Source organism: Butyrivibrio fibrisolvens (assembly GCF_023206215.1).
GTDB classification, from domain to species: Bacteria; Bacillota; Clostridia; order Lachnospirales; family Lachnospiraceae; genus Butyrivibrio; species Butyrivibrio fibrisolvens_C.
The window spans coordinates 2,053,792-2,070,178 of sequence record NZ_CP065800.1; the positions used below are offsets into that span (position 1 = coordinate 2,053,792).

General features: G+C 40.3%; 15 protein-coding genes. 11 read left to right on the forward strand and 4 right to left on the reverse strand.

Going from position 1 to position 16,387, the window contains the following annotated elements; genetic code table 11:
• The first annotated feature begins 36 nt into the window (after positions 1 to 36).
• The 5 genes from I7804_RS08405 (at position 37) to I7804_RS08425 (ending at position 5,241) form a co-directional block, all read left to right on the forward strand.
• On the forward strand, positions 37 to 411 hold the full coding sequence (locus I7804_RS08405) for a DUF1667 domain-containing protein (protein ID WP_022753375.1): 375 nt from the start codon (positions 37 to 39) through the stop codon (positions 409 to 411).
• 126 nt (positions 412 to 537) lie between these two features.
• Positions 538 to 1,332: an HAD-IIA family hydrolase gene (locus tag I7804_RS08410; protein WP_248405920.1), complete on the forward strand. Its 795-nt coding sequence runs from the start codon at positions 538 to 540 to the stop codon at positions 1,330 to 1,332.
• Positions 1,333 to 1,354: 22 nt separating this feature from the next.
• A complete protein-coding gene (locus I7804_RS08415; RefSeq protein ID WP_022753377.1) occupies positions 1,355 to 1,921 on the forward strand; it encodes a glycerol-3-phosphate responsive antiterminator in 567 nt (188 codons plus the stop codon).
• A gap of 127 nt (positions 1,922 to 2,048) precedes the next feature.
• On the forward strand, positions 2,049 to 4,538 hold the full coding sequence (locus tag I7804_RS08420) for an OCRE domain-containing protein (RefSeq protein WP_248405921.1): 2,490 nt from the start codon (positions 2,049 to 2,051) through the stop codon (positions 4,536 to 4,538).
• A gap of 25 nt (positions 4,539 to 4,563) precedes the next feature.
• Complete coding sequence (locus I7804_RS08425; RefSeq protein ID WP_074757575.1) at positions 4,564 to 5,241, forward strand: thiamine diphosphokinase; 678 nt, start codon at positions 4,564 to 4,566, stop codon at positions 5,239 to 5,241.
• 177 nt (positions 5,242 to 5,418) lie between these two features.
• Here I7804_RS08425 and I7804_RS08430 read toward each other — a convergent pair whose 3' ends face one another.
• Positions 5,419 to 5,646 (reverse strand): hypothetical protein, encoded by a 228-nt coding sequence (locus tag I7804_RS08430; protein ID WP_022753380.1) that lies wholly within the window; start codon positions 5,644 to 5,646, stop codon positions 5,419 to 5,421.
• A gap of 376 nt (positions 5,647 to 6,022) precedes the next feature.
• On the reverse strand, positions 6,023 to 6,943 hold the full coding sequence (locus I7804_RS08435; RefSeq protein WP_022753381.1) for a pentapeptide repeat-containing protein: 921 nt from the start codon (positions 6,941 to 6,943) through the stop codon (positions 6,023 to 6,025).
• A 240-nt stretch (positions 6,944 to 7,183) separates the two neighbouring features.
• Here I7804_RS08435 and I7804_RS08440 point away from each other — a divergent pair, with 240 nt between their 5' ends.
• The 6 genes from I7804_RS08440 (at position 7,184) to I7804_RS08465 (ending at position 12,651) form a co-directional block, all read left to right on the forward strand.
• Positions 7,184 to 8,686, forward strand: coding sequence for a flotillin family protein (locus I7804_RS08440; protein WP_022753382.1), 1,503 nt, complete (start codon positions 7,184 to 7,186; stop codon positions 8,684 to 8,686).
• 269 nt (positions 8,687 to 8,955) lie between these two features.
• Complete coding sequence (locus tag I7804_RS08445; protein WP_022753383.1) at positions 8,956 to 9,504, forward strand: NUDIX hydrolase; 549 nt, start codon at positions 8,956 to 8,958, stop codon at positions 9,502 to 9,504.
• Between the two features lie 30 nt (positions 9,505 to 9,534).
• Positions 9,535 to 11,547, forward strand: coding sequence for a zinc-ribbon domain-containing protein (locus I7804_RS08450; protein WP_248402900.1), 2,013 nt, complete (start codon positions 9,535 to 9,537; stop codon positions 11,545 to 11,547).
• Between the two features lie 302 nt (positions 11,548 to 11,849).
• On the forward strand, positions 11,850 to 12,023 hold the full coding sequence (locus I7804_RS08455) for a hypothetical protein (RefSeq protein ID WP_022753385.1): 174 nt from the start codon (positions 11,850 to 11,852) through the stop codon (positions 12,021 to 12,023).
• A 145-nt stretch (positions 12,024 to 12,168) separates the two neighbouring features.
• Positions 12,169 to 12,339: a hypothetical protein gene (locus I7804_RS08460; RefSeq protein ID WP_022753386.1), complete on the forward strand. Its 171-nt coding sequence runs from the start codon at positions 12,169 to 12,171 to the stop codon at positions 12,337 to 12,339.
• Positions 12,340 to 12,651: a hypothetical protein gene (locus I7804_RS08465; RefSeq protein ID WP_248402901.1), complete on the forward strand. Its 312-nt coding sequence runs from the start codon at positions 12,340 to 12,342 to the stop codon at positions 12,649 to 12,651.
• A gap of 106 nt (positions 12,652 to 12,757) precedes the next feature.
• Here the strand turns inward: I7804_RS08465 and rho are convergent, their stop codons facing one another.
• Together rho and I7804_RS08475 are read right to left on the reverse strand one after the other, a co-directional pair.
• Positions 12,758 to 14,485, reverse strand: coding sequence for a transcription termination factor Rho (gene rho / locus I7804_RS08470; RefSeq protein ID WP_248402902.1), 1,728 nt, complete (start codon positions 14,483 to 14,485; stop codon positions 12,758 to 12,760).
• 309 nt (positions 14,486 to 14,794) lie between these two features.
• The gene (locus tag I7804_RS08475; RefSeq protein ID WP_248402903.1) at positions 14,795 to 16,252 is read right to left on the reverse strand and encodes a S1 family peptidase; all 1,458 of its coding nucleotides are present in this window, start codon (positions 16,250 to 16,252) and stop codon (positions 14,795 to 14,797) included.
• Positions 16,253 to 16,387 lie beyond the last annotated feature (135 nt).

Genomic DNA, 16,387 nt, shown 5'->3' on the forward strand with positions numbered 1-16,387 from the left:
TTGAACTGTCTGATACGCATGGTTTTGGAGGCTTTTATGGAGACAAGAGAACTTATATGTATAGGCTGTCCTATGGGATGCCAGCTTACTGTGAATATGGAAGATGCAGATAATATCACTGTTACAGGCAATACCTGCCCAAGGGGCGAAGCTTATGGCAAAAAAGAAGTAACAAACCCTACCCGTATAGTTACAAGTAGTGTTAAAATAAACGATGGTACTATCGCGAGGGTTTCTGTTAAAACAGAAAATGATATTCCTAAGGGAAAGATTTTCGATATCATGAAAGAGATTCGCGAGGTTACTGTGACAGCGCCTATTCATATCGGAGATGTGATCATAAAAAATGTTGCAGATACGGGAGTTGATGTGATCGCAACCAAGGATGTTGGAAGGAGCGCTGCTATCTGATAATAACGGTTCGCTGATTTCATTGATCTCTTAGAGTGCTATATACATATGGCAAAAGATCTTTTTCGATAGACATTTTCTATGGATCTTAAAGGCGGATTCGTTAAGGAAGGGCTTTTAACGACCATGGATAAAAAGAAGTTACTTGAAGATACAGATCTTTTCGTGCTTGATATGGATGGCACATTTTACCTTGGAGATAATATTCTCCCAGGGGCGCTTTCCTTTATTGAAGCTGCTGCAAAGAAAGGGAAGGATTATCTTTTTTTTACAAATAATGCATCCACAAGGCCGGAGGCTTATATTGACAAGCTTGCTGGCATGGGATGCTTCATAACAAGGGATAAGATCATGACGTCTGGGGATGTTATGATCAGATTCCTTAAGAGCAAATATCCGGGACAGTCCGTATATCTGCTTGGTACAAAGCCTCTTATCGAGAGCTTCGAGGATGCGGGTATCAAGCTGGATGACGAGCACCCGGATATTGTTGTTGTAAGTTTTGATAAGACTCTTACTTATGAGAAGCTTGAAAGAGCCTGCACTTTCATAAGGCAGGGAGCTACTTTCCTTGCAACACATATGGATATCAATTGCCCTGTTGAGGGGGGATTTATTCCGGACTGCGGTGCGATATGCGCTGCGATCAGTCTGTCAACAGGAAGACAGCCCAGATATGTAGGCAAGCCCTTTAAAGAGACGGTTGATATGATTCTTGACAAGACCGGATATAAGAGAGAAAATATTACGTTTGTAGGTGACAGGCTTTATACTGATGTTGCAACCGGAGTCAATAACGGCGCTCGCGGTGTTTTGGTACTGACTGGAGAGACTCATCTTGAGGATGTTGACATTAGTGATACCAAGCCTGATGCTATCTATGACTCGATTGCGCAGATGGGACAGCTGATGTTATCCTAAAGTAGAAGGGCAGGGACTTCTTATGAATACAAATCTATCTGACATACTTGCGGATTCACCTGTTATAGCAGCGGTTAAAGATGAGAAGGGGCTTACTAAGGCGCTTTCTTGTGATTGCGGGATTATCTTTATTTTGTATGGTAATATTTGTAATATAGGTGATATTGTTGAGAAGGTAGACAGAGCTTCAAAGATTGCTATAGTTCATGCAGATCTTGTAAACGGCCTTTCAATGAAGGAAGTTGCTGTTGATTATATCAGGAACAGTACTAAGGCTAAGGGGATCATTTCGACGAAGCCTTTGCTTGTAAAGAGGGCTAAGGAGCTGGATCTGATCGCTATTCAGAGGACCTTTGTGATCGATTCCATAGCGTATAATAATATGATGAAACAGATAAGGGAATATGAGCCTGATGCCATAGAGATACTTCCCGGCGTCATGCCATCGGTTACGGCTGATGTGAGAAAGGCGGTAGGTATTCCTATTATTGCCAGTGGACTTCTTAGGACCAAGAAGGATGTAGTTGCAGCTCTTGATGCAGGGGCAGATGCTGTATCTACAACGGCTGATGACTTGTGGTCTGTTTAAGCTTTTTTCAAGGATATATAGGTACAATTTCTTATGGTTTTCAGGCGGATCAGTAATTGTGAACATCCGTCTAAAAAGGGGATAGCTAATACCAGGGGATGTCTTGAATAATTGGAGTTTAATCGGGATGGCTAATGATAAAAACAATAAAAGAGTAAACGAAAATAAAAACGAAAACGAAAACATCAATAAAGATACTAAAAGCATGACTAAAGATACTAAAAGTATAGGAAAGAATGCTGACAATTCTTTAGAGAATGCCAAGAAGCCGGAAGAATCAGGTACTTCTAAGAAAGAAGAGTATGTCACAACAGTGGATCCGGAAGAAGAGTTATTTAAAAATGAAGATAAGAAGGATCCTAAAATAACAGGGGATGATAAGGTTAAGGCTGATGATCCCAAGACTAAAGAGGATGCCAAGGTCAAGGCTGATGATCCCAAGACCAACGAGGATGCAAAGGTCAAGGCTGATGATCCCAAGACCAAAGAGGATGCCAAGGCCAAGGCTGATGATCCCAAGACCAAAGAGGATGCCAAGGCAAAGGCTGATGATCCCAAGACCAAAGAGGATGCCAAGGCCGAGACTGATGATCCCAATACCAAAGAGGATGCAAAGGTCAAGGCTGATACTTCCAAAGAAAAAGATGATGACAAGACGGATTTGGATTCTTTCAAAGAAGCTCAAGATACAAACGATAGTGCTGATGAAGATGACAACGATGAAGATATAGCGAGAGCTCAAAAGAAGGCAAGATTCTGGAAAGCTTTTGATATAGGACAGATCGTTTTGATATTCGTGCTGTTATTTGTATGCCTTTTTGGTACTTATAAGCTGTATCAGAATATGACAGCTGTTCGATTTACAAGAGCACTTGCACTGGCACAGTCTGCGCAGAATAATGGTGATTATGCAGATGCCATCAAATACTACGAGCAGGCTATAGGTGTTGACAGTAAATCTTTGATCGCTTACGAAGAGCTTGCTAACTGCTATGCTACTCTTAACGATACTGAGAATGTAATGAATGTTCTGTACAATGGCTGGCTGAACACCAGTGATCAGTCTTTGCTTGATAATTACATCTCATTAAAGCTTAACAGTGTTATTGCCACTATCCAGACATCCGGAGGTAGTTTTGAAGCTGTAGAGGATGTTCTTGATGTTCTTAAGATCGATGGAAGTAATGAAGATGCTCTTCAGCTTCTGAGTACTCTTTACAGCTATTGTATGATCGATAAGAACTCGTCAGGAGATAGTGTACTGTTCTGGTCTATGGATGAAGACGAGGCTACTTTTGACCAATATATTGAAGCAGTATCTTCTATGCTTGATATATATGAGATATATCCAAGTGATGAGCTTGAGATGCTTATAGCAAGATATATCATTCCGGAAGGCAATGTAGTATGGATCAATACCAAGAACTGTAGTGATTATGCACTTCTTGTCAAAGATGCCAGAACTCTTCTTGGAGAGAGTAGTTCACTTAACTCTTTTATAGCCTGCCTTGAAGATGCGGATAAAGTGTCCGGTGTTTTTGATAGCATCTGGCCGCTTATAGAATCCGGAGATGTTGAACCTTTCAGGGACTTCATGATAAGCGATGATGTTATTTCATTAAAAGAGTATTTGATAAGCGGAGAAGATCAGTATCTTGAACTTGAGATGGAGAATGCTTTCTGTCAGGAAGGCATAGTTATGACACTTGAAGATAACTTATGGACTTATCATTTCCCGGATTTTAGTGAGAATCCGGCTACCAAGGGTGTGATAACACTCCAGCTTACATATGATGAGGTGCAGACTGCGGAAGAGGCAAAAGCTGAAATAGCAGAGCAGGATGAACTTGAATCAGAAGAAAGTGCTAGTGAAGACGCCTCAGAAGATGTTTCTGAAGATGCCGTAGAAGATGATTCTGATGATTTTGAGAATGCTTCCAAAGATGCTTCTGAAAATGCTTCTAATGGTGCTTCAGAAGATGCTTCTAAAGATGCCTCAGAAGATACTTATATAGATAACTCAGAAGATGAAAATGATCTAGAAGAAAATGCGGAAGATGAAGAAGTTATAAGATCCGGCAAGATCAGCATGAATTACGAGCCTTCTGTATCAGGCGGAACTTATTTTCCTCATGTGACATATTATCTGACTTGTGAATACGAAGGAGATATTGTTAATTACACATATCAGGAAGTTATAACAAGTGAAGATGGTACTAAGACAAGGACGACCATCAGTAACTGGGGCGATGAAGATCTTGAGACTGTAGTTGATGAGGAGTTTGAAGAGGAAGAAGAAGAAGACACATCCTCTGATAATGTTAATACTCAGCCTGATAATACCAATGAGGAGCCTGCAGATACAGGTGCTACTCCCAATGTTATCGTAGATCCTGAAACCGGAGCTATGTATGATCCTAACACAGGACTTCAGATCGACCCGGGCACTGGATTCTATATTGATCCTGCTACAGGCCTTTATATAGATCCTAATACATGGACATATATAGATCCTGCTACAGGTGCAGTTGTAGATCCCAATGCAGCAGCGCAGACACCTGATGCAGCGACGCCCGAGGCTGCGCCAGATGCTGCAGCGCAAGGTGCAGGAGCTTAAGCGATTAGATCGAGGCTATTAAGATATGGACTATAGAGATGGAAAATGCATAATAGTATCTGCCGGGGATTTCGAACCGGTTGATCTGAATATTCAGGATGAAGATTATCTGATCGCTTGTGATGCGGGCTTTCGCTATCTTGATCGTATGGGAATACTGCCGGATCTTATCGTTGGAGATTTTGATTCAATGTCTTCTTATCCGGAAGCTATGAATTCTCTAAGAGAGATTGCTTTAGAAGATCCTGACAGGATACTGGGCCTTGATGTTCACAAGGATGATACAGATACCATGAAGGCTATAAAGATTGGATTTGAGAGAGGCTACAAGAAGTTTTACTTGTACGGAGCACTTGGCGGAAGCAGATTTGATCATTCCATATCCAATATCCAGGCGCTTGTGTATATCAAAAGGCATGGCGGTAAGGGTTATATCATGGAGCCTTCACAGATAGTTCTTATTGCAGAGAATGAAACTATTAATTTTAGCAGAGGTATGACAGGTATTCTTTCGGTTTTTTCAATTGGCGGAAAGGCAGAAGGAGTGACACTAAAAGGCCTTGAATATGAGATGGAAGATGGAATCATCGGTGATGATTTTCCGATAGGAACAAGTAATGAATTCATTATAGATGAAGTTGCTCAGATATCAGTAAGAAAGGGAACCCTTCTTCTTATTGCAAACTGGAGCGGAGCTCATTAACTCAGACTTCCCACTTGGGGATACCGGCCCGTCCAAGTGAGTTTTAGTCATTAATAATAAAAATCCCGAAGTGTTGCAGAAAACGCTTCGGGATTATTTTAAATAGTAAAAGTATATCTGATAAATACAAGTTTTATAAATGGAATTAAGTATATTAAAAGTATACAATACTTATATTTAATATATACTTATTAAGTTGCCCTGAGGAGCTCTGTGGTAATGCCATACATGACCACTTTCATATTGGATGCACAGAACAGTCATGCCATTCTTATCGGTTTCCATCCAATATTTGCTGATACGCCCATCTTTCCAACTTTTACATCTTTCTTTGTGCTGCTGCATAGCTTCTACTATCATATGCTGAGCAAAAGAATCGATCATCCGCCACATACACATATTCATATCCGTCCTCTCTATAAAATACTAGTCATTGCAGCTACATAAACCACCCAATTGGCTGCTCTCAAAAGCCTACGGACAATATTCTATCACAATTGTTAGCAAAAAAGCGCTAAACTACGCGGTTTTTTAGAGCCTGAAAAATCATTCGTCATTTTTAAATGTGGAAAAACGCGTGGTTATCACATTTTACAATGCGAACCTTAAAAGTTTGTGAAAAGTCAACAATTGCCTTAAACGTTTAAGTATGCTTCTGTGTAAACTCTTACAAAAATGATTGGCGTTTTTTGACAAAAATCCCCTTAAATAGATGCAGATAATATATATCGTCTATCTAAGGGGATTGGCATTTGATCTTTATTTACAGGTGTTGTTGATTTTAACTAACGTGTATACCGGTACATTCTTCAAAAATCTCTTTGTCGAAACCCGGAATAGCAAATACTATGTCTTTTTTGTCCTGAGGAAGTTTGTCCCACCAGATCTGTCTGTCAGATTTGTCATAATGGGGAACTGTAGGCCCATCCAGTTGTTCATCGCCGCCGTAGATTGGTTGAGCCTGAAATTCTTTTTCTGTAAGGCCCATGGAATTGTTCCATTTGGTTGATTTTTTGGGCATTAGAATCAGTATATCTCTTGCTTCGGAATTCATCCACTCATCGCGAGTGATGGGAGATGGCTGATTGAAGAGCATGAATGGAGTCTCGCCTGTGCAGAATGCTCCGGAATTATAATTGCCACAATTGAAGTCTCCGGCATTATAATCACCGTTATTGCAACATCCTGCGTTGTGATTGCCATTATTTCTTTCACCTGAATTATAGTATCCGACATTGCCTTCGCCGACGTTGCAGTCGCCGGCGTTAAAGGAGCCTGAATTGACATCACCTATATTGAAGGATCCGGAATTCTTGCTTCCCATATTACCATAGCCGGAGTTGTTGTCTCCTATATTATCATCGCCGGAATTGCAGTATCCTGTACAGTTATGGCCTATATTCATCTCTTCCATGAGCTTTTCTACAGGGACCATTCTCATGATGCGGACTTTATTGGTATAGTACCTGTCTTTGCGGCTGTCAGGATCTTTTTCTATTTCATCTATTACATCTACTTCGAACACTCTGCATGGAGATCCGTTATATTCATAAAGGAAGCACTCACGCAGTCTTGGGTACAAGAACATATCCTCCTGCTCATATTCGGACAGGTCGGCATAAGACTCGCCTTCTCTTTGGAAATCATCTCTTATCAGTATGAAACCGCGCTTGATGCCGGGAGTAAGGGCTTCTTCGCTCATATGATCCTCCTTATAGGTGTGGATGAATTATTTATTAATATAATAACATTATTCCGTGAATATATGTACACCTAATTAGATATCAGACATTATTCTTTTTAATTCTGACGAAATGACAAATTAAGGCGATGAATTGACAGTTTTGAAGGTTGATTTGCGTATAGCGGCTAGACTATAATTGTCAATGTACCGGGGAAAACCGGAGGAGTTTTATATTCATAATTTGGAAAGGGGTTCAATATGTTACCAACACCTATTATCGTCGCAATTGTAATTTTTCTAATTATCTGTATCCTTAGTGCTATGGGATATGTCAAGGCACCGACTGATGAAGTTGTTATCATCTCAGGTCTTCGCAAGGAGCCTAAGATCATAACAGGTAGATCATCTGTAAAGTGGCCTTTCCTTCAGAGAATCGATCGTCTGTCACTCAAAATGTTATCTGTTGATGTTAAGACATCAAAGACAATTCCTACTCTAGACTATATCAATATCATGGTTGATTCCGTTGCAACAGTTAAGATCAGCCTTAAGGATGAGATGATCCGTCACGCTGCTGAGAACTTCCTTAACAAGGATTCCAAGTACATCAATGATATGGTTGTGAATGTCCTTGAAGGTAATCTTCGTGAGATCATCGGTTCCATGAAACTTGTTGATATCATGAATGATCGTAAGACATTCGCTACCAAGGTTCAGGAGAATGCTGCCGTAGATATGGCCAAGATGGGTCTTGAGATCGTATCTTTCAATATTCAGAACATTGATGATGCAGGTCTTGGAGTTATCGAGAACCTTGGTATCGCCAATACAGTTGCTATCCGTCAGAACGCTGAGATCTCTCGTGCCAATGCAGAGAAGGAGATCGCAGTAGCTCAGGCTCTTGCTAAGCAGGAAGCTAACGATGCTCGTGTTACTTCAGAGACTGTTATCGCAACCAAGAACAACGAACTTCAGATCAAGCAGGCTGACCTTAAGGTTCAGGCTGATACCAAGAAGGCTGAAGCTGATGCTGCTTATGAGATTCAGAAGCAGGAACAGATGAAGACTATCGAGATCAAGACAGCTGATGCACTTATTGCTAAGCAGGAAAAAGAAGTACAGATCAAGGAACAGGAAGCAGCTGTTCAGGAACAGCAGCTCAATGCTTCTATTCGTAAACAGGCTGATGCTGAAAGATATCGTCTCCAGCAGCTCGCTGAAGCACAGAGATTCCAGACACAGCAGGCAGCTGATGCTGATAAGTATAAGAGAATCGCAGAAGCAGAAGCAAGACTTGCTGAGAAGCAGAAGGAAGCTGAAGCAGTACGCGTAGCCGGTGAAGCAGAAGCTGCTGCAACTAAGGCTAAGGGTCTTGCAGAAGCTGAAGCAATCAAGGCAAAGGGTGAAGCTGAAGCTGCTGCTATGGATAAGAAGGCTGAAGCTCTTAAGAAGTACGGTCAGGCAGCTATGACTCAGATGGTAGTAGAAAAGCTTCCTGAGATGGCTAAGGCTATTGCAGAGCCTCTTGCAGCTATTGATAAGGTTACTATTATCGATTCCGGTAACGGTGAGTCAGGAGTAGGCAGCATTGGCGGATATGTTCCGGGAGTACTTGCCAAGACTATCGAATCAGTAAGAGAGACTACAGGATTTGATCTCACAGATGTTATGAAAGCTAATACATACGAGGCTAAGACAGATCGCAATGTTAAGCTTGATGCTGACAAGGCAGTTATCAATGTTGAGAACAAGAACGTTTAATAAGTTAAGATCTAATGTATAAACGTTGCGAGCCTTCGGTAATATCACCGAAGGCTCGTGTTATGTTGGATATTCTGTTATGCCGGATATTCTGTTATGCCGGATATTCTGTTATGCCGGATATTCTGTTATGCTGGATGTCCTATTATGCCGGACATAGGATCTGTCCAAGACAGATATAGAAGTGCAGTGATGTACTTCTATGTCCAATTCCGGATTATATGTTATTATTAAGAATATGATTTTCGTTAGATGGAGACATTTTTATTATGGACAAAAAATTAAAGCGCCTTGATAGAACTATCGCATTTGAGGGCGAGGTTGTCGATCTTTATAAAGACAAGATGCAATATCCTGACGGAAGCATTCATAACTGGGATTTTGTATGTCACAAAAAAGGGTATGGAGCTTGTATACTTCCTGTTCTTCCGGATGGAAGGATACTTCTTATAAGACAGTATAGACCTGCTGTTGATGATACTATACTTGAGATTCCGGCAGGAGGAATAGAGCCGGATGATGAGAGTACTCTTGTCTGTGCCAAAAGAGAACTCGTAGAAGAGACCGGATATACGTCAGATGAGTTTAGTCATCTTTTAAGAATCCAGGTAGCTGTTGCATACTGTAACGAGTGGCTTGATATCTATCTTGCAAGAAATTGCACTAAGGCAGCTACAGGCAAGCATCTTGATGAAGGTGAAGATATCAGTAACGAAATATATGAAGTCAGTGAACTTCTTAAGATGATATCAGATGGTCAGATACAAGACGCCAAGACTGTAGCAGCGATCACAGCTTACGCTGCAGGTTTGAAATAAAATTATTTATATTTTTACAGGAGATATAATATGATCTGCAAAGAATGCGGAGAAGAGATTAAAATTGAAGCCAGATTTTGCCCTTTTTGCGGGACTGTTCAGAGCAGCATGGTGAATAATGAGAATAATATAGCAAAGACAGGTGACGTAGAAAAAGGAAATGCTATGCCTATTGATAAAGAAAATGGTGTGCCTATTGATGATGGTGAGAATGCCAGAGGATATAAAAAGCCTGTTTTTAAGACAAGTAAGACACAGCCTGAAGATCCAGTGAAGGTTAAAGCGCGTACTATAAAGCAGAAGCTTATTGATATAGTACTTATATTTCTTATAATTGCCATTGCCAGCAGTATGATCGCATTTAAAGTGATAACATACAGGAATGCTCAGAAACTATGCCCCATGGCGGTTTATGTCAAGGATGGAATTCTGTATCTTGATACAGATATCAAATCTGAAGATGACGAGCCGATACCTGTATCAAAAACCAGTGATAAGCTGTTGGAGTATGGACTTGAAGATGAGATAGCAGCTTTTTCCAAAGATTGTAAGACTCTTTACTATATGGACAAAGATACAGGAGATGGTTCAGGCAGGCTCAAGAAAGTTAAGATTGCTAAGCTGTCTGAAGATATTGATGAGAATTCCGATAAGGCAGAGAAGGTAGCGGATTTCGTAACCTCCTATCAGCTTCTTGATGATGGAGATGTATTATATCTGACCAATGAAATGGAAGCCTGCTACTATGATGGCAAAAAAAGTAGTGTAATTGCTGAAGAGGTAGTGCAGTATTATATTTCATCCAGCGGCAACTATGTATATCTTCTTGAGGGAGATAAGGATGCTGAAACCTTTGAACTTTGTAAAGCGGGCCTTAATTCCAAAGCACAAGAGGTGAGCCTTGCAGAAAATGTGTTTAAAATAAGGCTCCATGAAGACAATGATGCAGTTCTTTATGAGGTTGCAACTGATAATTCACAGGCAGGTGAATCTTCAGATGAGTCTGAAGCTGAGTCCAAAGACAAGTCTAAAGATGAGACTAACGAAGGTGATACCGGTTCAGAAGATTTTGATGAGACTGAGTCTGATGTAAGTGATTCTGATGAAGAAACATCTGACGAAAAAAAGTCTGATGAAGAAAAATCAGGTAGTGAAACTTCCGAAGCTGGTTCAAGCTTAGAATATAAGGATTACAACGAATTATATCTTGCTTTTGATAATAAAGATCCGGTTAAGATAGGTGAAAATGTCAGTTCTATATCGGATTATAGTCAAAGTGCCGGTGGCGTGTTCTTTACCTCGGAAACCGTGGATAAGATCAGCACTTTGTATTACTATGATGCCAAGAACGAAACTACCAGACAGGTAGATAACTTATCAACAGTGTATTTGGGAGATGGTATAAGCATCTATCACAAAGAAGATGAAAGAGGCTGGTATTATATGCTTTCCGGCGGTGATGAGAAGGCACTGGACATTGATCATGAATATGATCAGGGACTTATGTGGGGATCAAGAGATGGAAGATATGTGATGGTAGAATTCATGGCTGAAGGAGACGTTGGCAATACCATTATTTCTTTCAGATCTACAGATGGATCTCTTTCTTCGCAAAAAGTAATTACAGAAGAAGGGGAACTTGGCCATTCTTATGGAACTACAGCATATTATTACGCCTTTGATGAAGAGGAGGAAGAGCTGGATCTGTATTCATTTCGTAATGACAGAACGAAACTGATTGCAAGAGATGTTACAGAGGAAGTTGTAATCTTTTATTCTGATGAAATTGTGGTCCTGTATGATAACAACGGGAACCTGAGTGTATATACAGATGCTGACGAAAAGGAACTTGATGCTCATATTCAGAGGGTCCTGTATGCAGGCAAGAATGCTGTTATATATAAAGATTCGGATGATAGTTATTACATTTCTTATCTGTCCGGTAGAGAATTAGAAACATCTCTGATTACAGATGAAGCGGATGTTGTAATACTTCCGGAAGTAACTGATGAGATGGGTATGGGTATTATCAGTGAAAACTGATAGGAAATTATAAATTGATTTTTGGAAACTGTTTCTCGGAAACTATTTTACAGATATGAAGTAAAATGTAATATTCACTAATTGTCTAAGGAAACTTTCGTAAAAAATTCATACGGTAAAACGATTGCAAAAAAGCGTCATCATGTAATATAATACTCATGGGGACATTGCAAGGGTGCAATGTCTTTTTTGACCCATTAGGAAAACGAGGTTTACATTGTTAATTTTTCATTAAGCTTTTTGCTGGCGGATTTGTCCCTTCTAGGAAGTGATGACCGGAAGCACGAAGGGAGGACGACAATATGACAATGGATGTACAAGATAGACAGCTGGTGGATTACGTTTCAGAGATTCGTAAAAAACAGGAAGACGGAAGAGAACTTGACGAACTTGAAATTCTGACTATAAGAAATCTTAATGGTCAGGGACAGAAGATGACATGGAGAACTGTGTGCTATTGGAATCTTCTTCTTTAAAAACTAAATAACAATTACTTAAGATACCTCCGCATGAAAGTGCGGAGGTTTTTGTTATAAGTAGTAAACAAAATAATGTATGCAAATAATCATATAAATGATAAAATATATGTATCCGTTCTAGATAAAAAAGGAGGAAGCCTAAATGGGAATTTTCTTTAAAGATGCTGAGAATCCGACAGGGGATGACTATGATGCACTTGATGATTTTTTCTTGGAAACAGAGCTTGATCCTGATATGAAGAAGCCGGATTCTTTCAAAAAAGCATGGCAGAATGAAATGGGGTTTTATAAGCAAAAAAGACAGGAGGCATAAATGGCAGACCGTGAAGATTTGATTATGCAACTTTACAAAGAGTCTTTTGGCAAGACATTTAATAAGTATGACATTTCAGTTCGCTATGACAATAGGGATGGAAGTCTGCATATGAATGAGCATCGTGATGGTGAAGAACACTTCACAAAAGCTCAGATAGAAGCAGCAATGAAGTATTTTAAAGAAAATATTGAGAAGTTTAAAAAATCAGGAGTGGAGGCTTCGAGAAAGAAGGTTTACGAAATATCCGTAGCTGCGATTTCTCTTATGACGCATCCACAGGATGATAAAAATAAAAAAATTGTTATATAATATTTGTATTTTGTGATTCGTATATAAGAACTTTTTTGAATTGTTATTATGTCAATAATATAAAGGCCTCCAGTCGCTGGATTATCTAGTGACTGGAGGTTTTTTATCAGAATATTCTGCGATTCATAAGAGTTATGAAATCTTTGTTGGATCTTGTACGAGAGAAGTTATTAAGTATCTGATCTGCTGCATCATCAGCCTTTAAGCCGTTGAGGCTCTTACGCATGCGATTGACTGCATTGAGTTCATCGCTTGTAAGAAGGAGATCCTCTCTTCGTGTAGAAGACTTTGCAATATTGATAGCTGGGAAGATTCTCTTCTCCTGAAGCTTACGATCGAGGATCATCTCCATGTTACCTGTTCCCTTGAACTCTTCGTATACAACATCGTCCATCTTGGAACCTGTCTCGATAAGAGCTGTAGCAAGGATTGTAAGGCTTCCGCCTTCACGCATGTTACGAGCTGCACCGAAGAATCTCTTAGGCATATGAAGTGCTGCCGGGTCAAGACCACCGGAGAGTGTACGTCCTGACGGAGGAACTACCTGGTTGTATGCGCGTGTAAGTCTTGTAATAGAGTCGATGAGAATTGTAACATCTTTTCTATGCTCTACAAGACGTCTTGCATGCTCGATAGTCATCTCGGCTACACGGGTATGATGCTCCGGAAGTTCATCAAAAGTTGAGTAGATAACTTCGACATTAGGTCCTTCGATAGACTCTTTGATATCAGTTACTTCTTCAGGTCTTTCGTCGATAAGAAGGATAATGATATGCATGTCAGGGTAGTTTCTCTTAATGGATTTTGCAACATCCTTAAGGAGAGTGGTCTTACCTGCCTTTGGAGGAGATACGATCATTCCACGCTGGCCTTTACCGATAGGATCGATAAGGTCCATGATCCTCATTGAAACAGGAGCACCGGGATATTCAAGACCGAGTTTCTGATCCGGGAAAATAGGAGTCATCTTCTGGAAAGAATATCTCTTAATTGATTCTTCAGGTGTATATCCATTAATGGTATCAAGTTGAATAAGTGCTGCGAACTTATCACTTGTGCTTTTCTTTGCAGCTGCTCCTGCAAGAATATCACCTGTTCTAAGACCGTATTTACGTATCATGGCAGGTGCGATATATATATCATTCTCGCCTGGAAGATAATTCTCACTTCTGATAAAGCCAAAGCCATCAGACATGATCTCTATGATTCCACCTACAGGCATAGCTTCAGAAATGAATTCGGCTTCTTTTGCTGCGGTCTCTGTTTCAGGTGCAGCAACTTCCTTCTTAGGAGCTGACTTGCGATAATCCTGAGCAGGTTTTGCTTTTCTCATATCCTGCTGACCTGCGCCTGTATGCTGCTCTGGTGCAGAAGGTGTTCTTCTCTGGTCGATAGCAGAAGGAGCTTTGCGCTGCATCTTTGATGAAGACTTGGCTTTAGCATCTCCTGAAACCTGGATTATGTGGCGCTTTTTAGGATGCTCTTTAGAAGCTTCCGTGGAGACGGAATCCTTTTTTGGAGCCTTCTCGTCACTGTTTTTCTCGCTGGTTTTGTTTGAAGTTATGGAGTCTTTGGCGGTTTTACTTTTTCTAGCGGTATCGGCGTTACTTTTTGAATCTGCGCTTTTTTTGGCTACGGCATTATCCTTATCTTCGGCATTTTTCTTTTCATTAGCAGTTTTTTTATTATCTGCTGATGCATTTTCCTGCTCGTCAAGTGCACATAGGCTGTCGATAAGTTCTGCTTTCTTTACGCCTGTTACTCTCTTGATGCCTCGAGCTTTCGCAATGTCTCTTAACGAAGTAAGACTTAGCGTTTCATATTTTTCTCTCATATAAATATCCTTTTATATATAAAAATGTGTGGGTAAGTTTACGAATAAACATCTGAATCTTGTATTCGTACAAACGGGAATCTCGCCGAATTGGCATGAAATTCTTTGCATCAACTAAAATAGCAAAATAAAACGGCGATGTCAAGCATCGCCGTTTTGTTATTAGGCAAATAGTTTGAAAGTGTTCCACTTTCAAACCCAAATTGGTGTAGCGAGCTCCACCAATTTGAACCATTAGTCACTCGTTTCACTCGCGACATGAGGTTAAAAATGTTTTAATATTGAGCCGGAACCGTTGTATCATCAGTTTTAATCAAGATTTGAATAATCAAATGAAAGAACATTGTCTATCATAAGAGCGTAACTTTTGTTGGTGTTTAGATTCTTGGCATCGGCTATTCCTACAAGATTACCCTTCATATCTACAACTGCAGTTCCGCTCATTCCGTCTTGAAGCGCGAGAGTTGCTGTAAGATAGATAGGAGCATCTTTTTTCTCCGGAATAGAATCATTGATCTTTAGAAGTGTCATCGGAGTTACAAGATCCTTGCCGGTATGTTTGTAGTTGGTCGCGATTCCAAGAAGCTGTGTGCCTTCAGGGATCTGTGAATAGATCCCCGGATTGATCGATATCTCCCTGAGCCTTGTAAGTATACGCATAGGGATAAGGGAGGTGCTGAGTCTGAAGAGGCAGATCTCATTGTCAGCTGAAAGCTTTGTGTATTTGATGGCATTACTGAAGGTTATACGGGTTCCGTCATAGAGCCATAGTTCGTTGTTACCTTCCTGCATAAGGTCAAGGACATGAGCAACTGACAGAAAATAAATATAGTCAGGTGTTATGTCGTAGATAACTCCGGATCCTGACCAGCCGTTTGGCGAATCCTCTGAATCAGCATGGAAGAGCTCTACAAGAGAAGGCTTTACAAGCTGCTGCGCAAGTGTGAAGTTCTCTGCAGATAGCGGCTTATAACTAAAATATCCGGTTTTGCAGAGAGTCTCGAGTGATGATTCTGAAGTATAATCATCAACAGCGACAGTTGAGGTTTCCAGTGACTTGGAGAAAGCATCTTCGGCAAAGGCAACAGAATCAGCAAAAAGTAAAACGGTTGATTCGTCATATATTTCATCGGGCATAAGATATGTGAAGCGGATTCCGGAATTGCTGGATGTATGTGTAAGTACAATAAGATATCCGGAATATTTATGCCCTTCGATATTCTCTGTTATTCTGGCTCTAAGTAGTGTACTTAGTCCATCATCTGAAGCGTAGGATTCAATACTGTCTGATGTAAAATACTGCGAAGGAGTAAGGAATGAGGAGAAAGACTCAATTGTATACAAGGAAGGAGCTTGAATGAGCTGGGTTTCTCCTATACTTATGATGTACGAACTGTCACTTGCTTCTACTATCACAGAATCCGGTGTTGCACCAAAATATCCTACGAAGTCTTCATTGCCTAAAAAAGAAAAGCACAGCGAACGGCCACTATTGGTCTTAACATTGGCTATGTGGTAAAAAGCCGAGTCTAAAGCATAAGTCTGAAGACCCATGAGGGCATTGGAATACCCCTGTGCATAGTAAGATGTATAAGTGTGGTTTATAGAATAATCCGGAGTATAAGAAGTGGCAAAAACATCATAATTTACAGATGAACCAGACAGTTTATGGGCTTTGCCTGCGTATGCAGTTATGGATGTCGGTGTGTGGAAAAATGCTGATAAAATACAAACTGTTACGAATGGAACAAGCAAGCCTCTTTTCATAATACTACCCCTTTCTAGAATGACGCTGATCCGTTTAAAAGAATTCCCTTCAGCGTGTACATAAAATATCGGCCATGCGTGGTAGTGGGTGAATAGAAAAAAATCTACAAAATAGGAAAAATTATTTTGTTGTTT